Origin of the sequence: Rhodovulum euryhalinum, from assembly GCF_004342445.1 — a bacterium.
In the GTDB taxonomy this organism is placed as follows: Bacteria; Pseudomonadota; Alphaproteobacteria; order Rhodobacterales; family Rhodobacteraceae; genus Rhodovulum; species Rhodovulum euryhalinum.
This window is the reverse complement of sequence record NZ_SLWW01000022.1, coordinates 22,507-29,278: the sequence shown is the minus strand read 5'-3', so window position 1 is coordinate 29,278 and position 6,772 is coordinate 22,507. Positions and strand designations below refer to the sequence as shown.

Genomic DNA, 6,772 nt, shown 5'->3' with positions numbered 1-6,772 from the left:
CGGGCAGCGGCCGAGATAGACCCGGTCCGGCCGATCGCGGCCAGCAACGCCACCCGGTCCGCGCCCATCCGCGCCCCGGGCCGTTCCAGCGTCAACGCGCTGCGCAGGTCTGTCGGCATCTGCGGTCTCGGCCTCCCGATGTCACCCTTCTGTCATACCCCTTGATGCGGTCGCCCGCCACCGCCGCGTGACCAATAAAATTGCGGGGCGGACATTCCGGTGCGTCCGATCCCGGCCTGGCGGCACCTTGCGGATCGGCAAGAGGCGGCTCGGCCTTTCACAATCCCGAGGCGTCCGGAACGGCACGCTTCCGGCCGGGACGTCCCGCGACAAGCTCCGTGGGGACGGCCCGGACAGTCGGGCTTGCCCTACGTCTCGACCCGCAGCGGATTCCTTTCAGGATCGTGCCCAGGGCCGACTCCATCGGGATTGATGTCAGCAAGGCACCACGGAAAGCGAACGCAGGTGGTCCGGAAGAGTGTTGCGCCGCGCGAAGGGACGTGAGGTCGGACCGTAGCCAAGCTGGACATCACCCCCCTTGATCGCCAGGAAGAACGCAAGGAGTTCGGCTCGTCCGGACGGGCCAACCCCGCGAAGCGCCTCCGGACCCGGATAGAAACTTTCGCAGGGGGCGCCGTTCGCGAAAATGATCTGGTGCGCCTCGAACATGATGTGGAAATAGGTGATCTTTCTGCGCCCCAGCATGATCCGTGCCTGACCTCCGCCGAGACGGGCGAGGTGAATTGCGCGTATCAGACGCTCTTCGCTTCCCTCGCGCAAAAGCACGCCGTGCTGGGGCGAGACCACGAGCGGCGCATTGCCGCCTACGAGTTCCGCAGCCAGCCGAACCGGCCGCAAATTCGGCGCAACGTCCAAGTCGGGCGCGCTCAGGTGGCGTCGTCCTATCCAGACGATCGGCTGAACGCCGTTGTCGCACGTTATGACCGGATCGCCGACCCGCAGGGCTTCGATCGGAACATCGCCCGACGGCGTGGCGATCCGGGTGCCCATGGCAAAGCACACGACGCCCGTGTTCTCGACAGTGTAGAAGTTGGTGTCGGCGGTTGCCCCGGTGATGGTCAGGCTGCCAGTCCCGAACTGGTCGTTGTCGGAATAGTCGACCGTGCGGCCCTTGGCATCCAGCGTATTCGACTGGTTCAGGACCCCGTCATCGGCCTGGTCGGCGTACAGCTCTTGGAGGTTGTCGTAGAAGGCCGACAGGTCGATGACGTCGTTGTTGGTGACGTCGCCGTCCGAGAGCGTGCCGGTATTGCCCGCGTTGAAATCGGTGATCGTGTCGGCGCCGCCGCCGGCGGCATAGGCGAATGTATCGTCCCCGTCGCCGCCGGTCAGCACGTCCGCGCCTGCGTTGCCGGCAAGCCAGTCGTCCCCGGTCCCGCCCAGAAGCGTTTCGTCGGCCGCGCCGCCCGAGATGGTATCGTCGAAATCCGAGCCGATCACCGCCTCGAACCCGCTCAACTGATCCATTTCGGTGAACAGCGAGTCCGCGGCCATCCCGAAGTCGAGATTGATGCTCATCGGCCCGGTCGCGTCAGCATAGCTGACCGTGTCAGTGCCCGCCCCGCCAAAGAGGCTGTCGCTTCCGGCGCCGCCCAGGACCAGGTCGTTGCCGTCCTCGCCGGTCAGCAGGTCATCGCCCGCCCCGCCGATCAGCGTATCCGCCCCCAGCCCGCCGATCAGCGTGTCGTTGCCCAGTCGGCCATCAAGGAAATCGTCGCCGTCCTCGCCGTAAAGGCGGTCGTACCCGGCACCGTCCCCGCCATAGATCGTGTCGTTGCCGGACCCGCCGTAAAGCGAGTCGGCATTGCCGGTATTGCCCCCGCCAAAGATCAGGTCGTCGTCGTTGCCACCGTAGATCGTGTCGCTGCCGATGCCCCCATCCAGCGTGTCGTTGCCGTCGTCGCCGAAGAGACTGTCGTTGTTGGCGCCACCATCGAGGCTGTCGTTGCCCAGGCCGCCCGAAAGGCTGTCGTGGTCGATGCCGCCCAGGATGGTATCGTCGCCCGATCCGCCGGTGATCGTGTCGTTGCCGCTGCCGGCGTCGACGTCGATCCCGACCGTGGCGCCGCTGGCGTCGAGGCGGTCGGCCAGATCGGTGAGCGCCAGCCGCTCGATCTCGGAAAAGGTCAGCGTGCTGGCCCCGTCGCCGATCCAGCCCGCCTCATCGCCGGTATAGGTGACGGTGACGCCGCCCCCCATTCCGCCGAGGTCGATCAGGTCGCCCAGCGTCTCTCCGGTTTCGCCGCCGGCGATCGTGTCGCTGCCGAACGGCCCCCAGACCGTGTCGACGGAAAACGTGTCGTCACCCGCGCCGCCGTCGAGATAGTCCGCCCCCTGATCGGCATGGAGCAGGTCGTTGCCATCCTCGCCATAGGCGCTGTCGTTGCCCGATCCGTTCCAGAGGACGTCATCGCCGATCCCGCCATAGAGGACGTTGCCCGATCCGCCCGAGCCGTAGAGCACGTCATTGCCCGCGCCGCCGAACACCGTGTCGGTGCCTTCGCCGCCCGAGAGGGTGTCGTCGCCCTCGTGGCCGTCGATCAGGTCGTTGCCCGAGGTGATCTTGTCGCCATCGGCATCAATATGGCCGGTGGCCATGCTGTCGGCGCCGGCCGTGCCGTCGACCGGCTCGATGAAATTGGCGAACTCGCGAAACCCGCCCATGTCACCGGTGTTGAAAACAACCGAGTTCAGCGTCAGCGACACGATCGGCTTGGCCGTCAACGCAGCCTGGTCGGCATTCAGCGTCGCTTCGGGCGCCAGGTAGGTGCGCCCGGACGTGTCCTGAAAGATGACCGCCGTGATCGCGGCGGTCGTGCCGTCGGCATAGGTCAGCGTGGCGTAGTAGGTGGCGACGGCGTCGAACTGCTGGTCGGCGCCCCCGTCGATGCGGAACGTGTCGTAGCCGCCATCGTTGTCGGTATCGTAGGTGGTATCGTCGTCCTCGGACAACCGGGTCGAGACAAGCGTCGAGACATCGCTGAAGAGTGGATCCGTGGTGCTGCCATAGGTCCCAAGGATACCGGCCGCGTTCTCGGCGGTTTCGTTGCCCTGGGTCGTGTCGATCCTGGGCAACAGCCCGAGGTAGATGACGTCAAAGCTTGTCGTTGCCATCGGACCTGAACGGCCTCTTCATTTGTGCGGGAGCAGGGCGGTGGTCGTTCTGCGAAAATGCCGACAGAAAATTTAGACTTGCTTAATCGGCGGCAGACTCGTGCCTGATCGGCATGGACGCAACACGACCCACCGCGGATCGCGTCCCCAACCGCCTTTCGCAATTGACACGATGATGGCCGGAACCGCAGCCGGGCGTGTCGCGCCCTGTCAGATCGACTTGAGGTATTCCAGCAGGGCACGCTTCTCTGCCTCGGCGAGCCCCGTGCCATAGGGATGCCCGCAGCGGCTGTTGCCGCTGGCAAGATCGTCGCAGCCCGTGGTCTCGATGACATGGCCAAAGCCGGTCTGCCCGGCCGCCACCCCCACCGCCTCGATGTCGTAGGCGGGGCCCGGCGCATAGGTGGCCACGCGGTCCTCGGGGGGGGTCAGAAGCGCCCGCAGGCTGGGGACGGAGCCGTTGTGCAGGTAAGGGGCGGCCGCCCAGATGCCATCGAGAACGCGCGCCGCGTACCTGCAACCCGCGGCGGATTCGACCCCCGTGCCGGCCTCGCCGATCGGGAAGGCGCCGCGCAGGTCGTCGAAACGGCCCATGAACTCGTCATCCGCCAGAACCTCGGGGCCTGCGGATGCGGCCTCGATCCCCGTCCCGCCGCCAAGCGAGGTCGCCTGCTGGATGATCGCGCCGATCACGGCGACGCCCAGCACCTCGAAGGCCGGCGCCTCGGCGCCCAGTTCCTTGCGCAAAAGCGGGATCGAGGCGCCCTCGAGCACGCCGGTCGCGACCGTGCGGCCGAGGATCTGGCACTCGCGGATGTCGGTGCCGACATCAAGGATCGGGGTGGCATAGGTGCTGTGGAACAGCGCCCGGCGCTCGCCCCGGCGCTTGCCGTGGCAGGCCACGCAGCCGCCTGCCGAGACCGGACGGTTGAAGATCGCCTGGCCCTGGCGGACAAGTTCCTGGTCCAGCGCCCAGGGCCAGCGCGGCGCACCGATGTCCCAGACCCACGTCTCGAGCGCCCGCAGCCCGTCGAAATTGGCCGAGTTCCGCGAGAGGTAATCGTGCTCGAAGACGAGCCCGGGTTTCCTTGCGGGATGGAACTCGCCGAACACGCCGTAGACCTCGCCGAGATTGCGCGCGAGGCCCAGCAGATCGTTGCCGTTCTTGGCGAAGCCCGGCCATTGCGTGTAATCCTGCCGAGCCGCGTTCCACAGGAACGGATAGCGCGTCGGCGCGTCGGCCACGGCGATGTTGTCGGGGATCAGGTAGTCCTCGGTCTCGGAGCCGATATCGAGCCCGGCGAGACGGTTGAAGATCATCGACACGGCATCAAGACGCCCCGCACCCCAGGGCGGTTCGGGCAGCGCACGCTCCATCAGGGTGTGAAAGCGATGGCTCCAGGCGGCGACCTCGGCGCGCAGCGCGGCGCGGGCGGCATCGTCCGTCGCCGCGCCGAGAACCGCATCCGCGAAGGCGGCGAAAGCATCCTCGTCGGCCAGCACCGCAAGCACGGCCGCATCCAGATCCTGAAGGAAGGCCTGGAAATCGACGATGGCGGGGCCGCCGTCGATCCGGTAGGCGGTCCCGTTGACGTCGATCTCGCGGGTGTGGCAGGCCGCGCAGGTCATGCCGACCGCCATTCGCGGCCCGCGGCCGTTGATGGCAAAGCCGACGGGCAGGTCGTCGTCCAGCCGATCCGGCATCGGCAGGTAGCCGTAGCGCGCCAGCGCGTCGTGCAGGAACGGGGCGCCATCCGGCAGCCGCAACGCCCGCATCCAGGCCAGCGGCATGATCCGCGAGCCCTGGTCCTGGGTGTAGAACGCCGCGCGCAGCCCCGGTGTCCAGTCGTCGCCCTGGTCGACGAAAACGGTCTGGGCAGCCGCCGCAACGCCGACACCCGACATCAGCAGCGTCGTCAGAAAGGCGCACAGTCGCATGGCAATCCTCCGGTCCGCTTGGCTTTCAGGATCGCACGACGCGGGTCGTTTTTCCAGATAATTGCCTCGAACCGCTGCAACGCGCCCTTTGCCGAGCGCGCCGCGGATGGTCATTTCCGGGCGCGCCGAGGCGCCCGCAGCGATGGGCGGGACCGCTGGCGATCTCGCCCCCGGTAAGGGTGCGGTCTCGGTTGTCGCGGGCATCAGCCCCCCTGTCGAACCGCGATCCAGATCGTATGGCGGGCGCCGCGCCGGGTGCGGCCGGCGCGGACCGTGTGCGTGGTGACGTCGAATCCGCTGCGGGACAGCCGCTTCGAGAATCCCGCGTCCGGGGCGGCCGACCAGACCGCGAGGATACCGCCCGCGGCAAGGGCGCGTCGCGCTGCCAGCAGTCCGGCGTCTGCGTAGAGGGCGTCGTTATCCGCGACGGTCAATCCGTCCGGGCCATTGTCGACGTCCAGCAGAATGGCGTCGAACCCGGCGGTCTCGGCGCGGATCGCGGCGCCGACATCGCCCGTCCGCACCTCGACCCGCGGGTCAGAAAGGCAATCCCCGAAAACCGCCGCCATGTGCTGACCGGCCCAGGAGACGAGATCGGGCACGATCTCCGCGACGATCAGGCGGGCACCGCGCGGCGCGGCCGCTTGCGCCGCGCGCAGGGTGAACCCCATGCCAAGGCCCCCGATCAGAACGCGCGGCCCCGGCCGGCCGGCCAGGCGTTCCAGGGCCAGGGTGGCAAGCGCCTCTTCCGACCCGCCAAGCCGGCTGTTCATCAACTCGTTTCCGCCGTCGAGGCGGATCGAAAACTCGTCACCCCGGCGAAAAAGCCTGAGCCTGTCCCCCTGGGGTGCAGTCGCCGTCGCCAGATGTATCCACGGCAGCATGCAGCCCCCCGTTCTCGACGCTTCCGCGCGGCCTATCCGATCGAGGGCTGCGGGTGAAGGGCCTGACGCTCGGCGCGTGCGGACGCGGAATCTGCGGTCAGTGCGGGCGGGCGTGGACGAGATAGCCCACGACCGTTTCCTCCCCCAGCGCCCTCAGCGCCTCGAGCCGGTGCAGCCCCTCGATCAGCACGAAATTCTCGCCATCTGCCCGCACCCGGATCGGTGTCAACTGGCCCTCTTCAAGCATGCTCTCGGCCAGGGTCTTGACCTTCATCGCGTCGAGGGTCTTGGCGCGTTTGACCGGGACGCGGATGCGGTCGATCGGGAAGGCGGTTTTCTCAAGCAAGGTGCTGTCTCCGGCGGACTGGAGGAAGGGTAGCAGGATGCCGCCGCAGCGCAACGAGGTAACCATCCGGCGCGGCGCGAACAGATCCCGCCGGGGGGCATGGGCCACACGCGACCTTCTGGATCCACCTGCGGGGATGGCGCGCCGTCTCCGGCGGTCAGCCTCTGGCAGAGATTTTCAGCGATACCATTCCGCTTGTTTGACAACGGGCTGAAACAGCTTCACCCGCAGGTCGTCGCCGTGATCCGTTTTGGCCACGGCCATGTTGCCGTAGGGCTGCCAACGGTCATGTATCGCGTGCATCACCTCTCGTGAAAGCTCCGCGGCGCTGTTCGCCTCCAGGACCTTGTAGTCGGTGAAATGGACGCTTTGGGTGGTCATCGCTTACTCCGCTAGGGCCTGGTCTCAAAGAATGGTCCAAGAGTATGAACCGGCGCTTAAGTTCTTCCGCCAGAAACGGATTTCTGCG

5 protein-coding genes and 1 pseudogene are annotated in these 6,772 nt (G+C 67.2%); all 6 read right to left on the bottom strand.

The features are described from left to right. Window positions 1-119 (bottom strand): annotated as a pseudogene (locus EV655_RS19050) (molybdenum-dependent transcriptional regulator); the annotation flags it as partial. A 316-nt stretch (window positions 120-435) separates the two neighbouring features. Further along, the gene (locus tag EV655_RS17720; RefSeq protein ID WP_132546687.1) at window positions 436-3,135 is read right to left on the bottom strand and encodes a Hint domain-containing protein; all 2,700 of its coding nucleotides are present in this window, start codon (window positions 3,133-3,135) and stop codon (window positions 436-438) included. 210 nt (window positions 3,136-3,345) lie between these two features. After that, window positions 3,346-5,073 (bottom strand): di-heme-cytochrome C peroxidase, encoded by a 1,728-nt coding sequence (locus EV655_RS17715; RefSeq protein WP_207902024.1) that lies wholly within the window; start codon window positions 5,071-5,073, stop codon window positions 3,346-3,348. Between the two features lie 203 nt (window positions 5,074-5,276). Beyond that, window positions 5,277-5,846, bottom strand: a complete 570-nt coding sequence (locus EV655_RS17710) for a polyamine aminopropyltransferase (RefSeq protein WP_243645139.1) — start codon at window positions 5,844-5,846, stop codon at window positions 5,277-5,279. A 208-nt stretch (window positions 5,847-6,054) separates the two neighbouring features. Further along, window positions 6,055-6,303 carry a ParB N-terminal domain-containing protein gene (locus EV655_RS17705; protein ID WP_207902023.1) on the bottom strand — a complete coding sequence of 83 codons (249 nt, stop codon included), beginning with the start codon at window positions 6,301-6,303 and terminating at the stop codon, window positions 6,055-6,057. A 177-nt stretch (window positions 6,304-6,480) separates the two neighbouring features. Then, complete coding sequence (locus EV655_RS17700) at window positions 6,481-6,684, bottom strand: DUF1737 domain-containing protein (protein ID WP_132546684.1); 204 nt, start codon at window positions 6,682-6,684, stop codon at window positions 6,481-6,483. Window positions 6,685-6,772: the final 88 nt, after the last annotated feature.

Coding starts and splice junctions, on each gene's coding strand:
- EV655_RS17720 (WP_132546687.1), bottom strand. CDS start 3,135: ATGGCAACGACAAGCTTTGACGTCATCTACCTCGGGCTGTTGCCCAGG.
- EV655_RS17715 (WP_207902024.1), bottom strand. CDS start 5,073: ATGCGACTGTGCGCCTTTCTGACGACGCTGCTGATGTCGGGTGTCGGC.
- EV655_RS17710 (WP_243645139.1), bottom strand. CDS start 5,846: ATGAACAGCCGGCTTGGCGGGTCGGAAGAGGCGCTTGCCACCCTGGCC.
- EV655_RS17700 (WP_132546684.1), bottom strand. CDS start 6,684: ATGACCACCCAAAGCGTCCATTTCACCGACTACAAGGTCCTGGAGGCG.